We start from the raw sequence: 279 nt of genomic DNA, 5'->3' as shown, positions 1-279 counted from the left end.
AGTTTGCCGTCCATCATCAGCGCTGCCAGTTTTTGACCGTATTCAGCAAACCGATGGAAATGATCCGGCATAGTAAAGCCCTGAATCATCAGCCGCTTACGCACAATATTCATCCAGTTCGGACCAGGCTGAGGGGTCGCGGTATTATAGTCGGCAATCATGCCGCAGACAGCCACACGGCCATGGGCGTTCATGCGTTGGTAAATGTGCTGCTGCGCAACGCCGCCGGTATTTTCAAAGAACAAGTCAATGCCGTTGGGGGTTGCGGTTGCCAGCTTA

At 53.0% G+C, this 279-nt stretch carries 1 pseudogene; it reads right to left on the bottom strand.

Features of this window, described 5'->3' with window-relative positions:
- A pseudogene (locus ACYP03_RS25895) lies at nt 1–279 on the bottom strand (NADP-dependent oxidoreductase); the annotation flags it as partial.

It is taken from the genome of Photobacterium sp. R1, from assembly GCF_054600795.1.
Note: the sequence above shows the minus strand (reverse complement) of the source record. Positions and strands in the feature narration are given on the sequence as shown.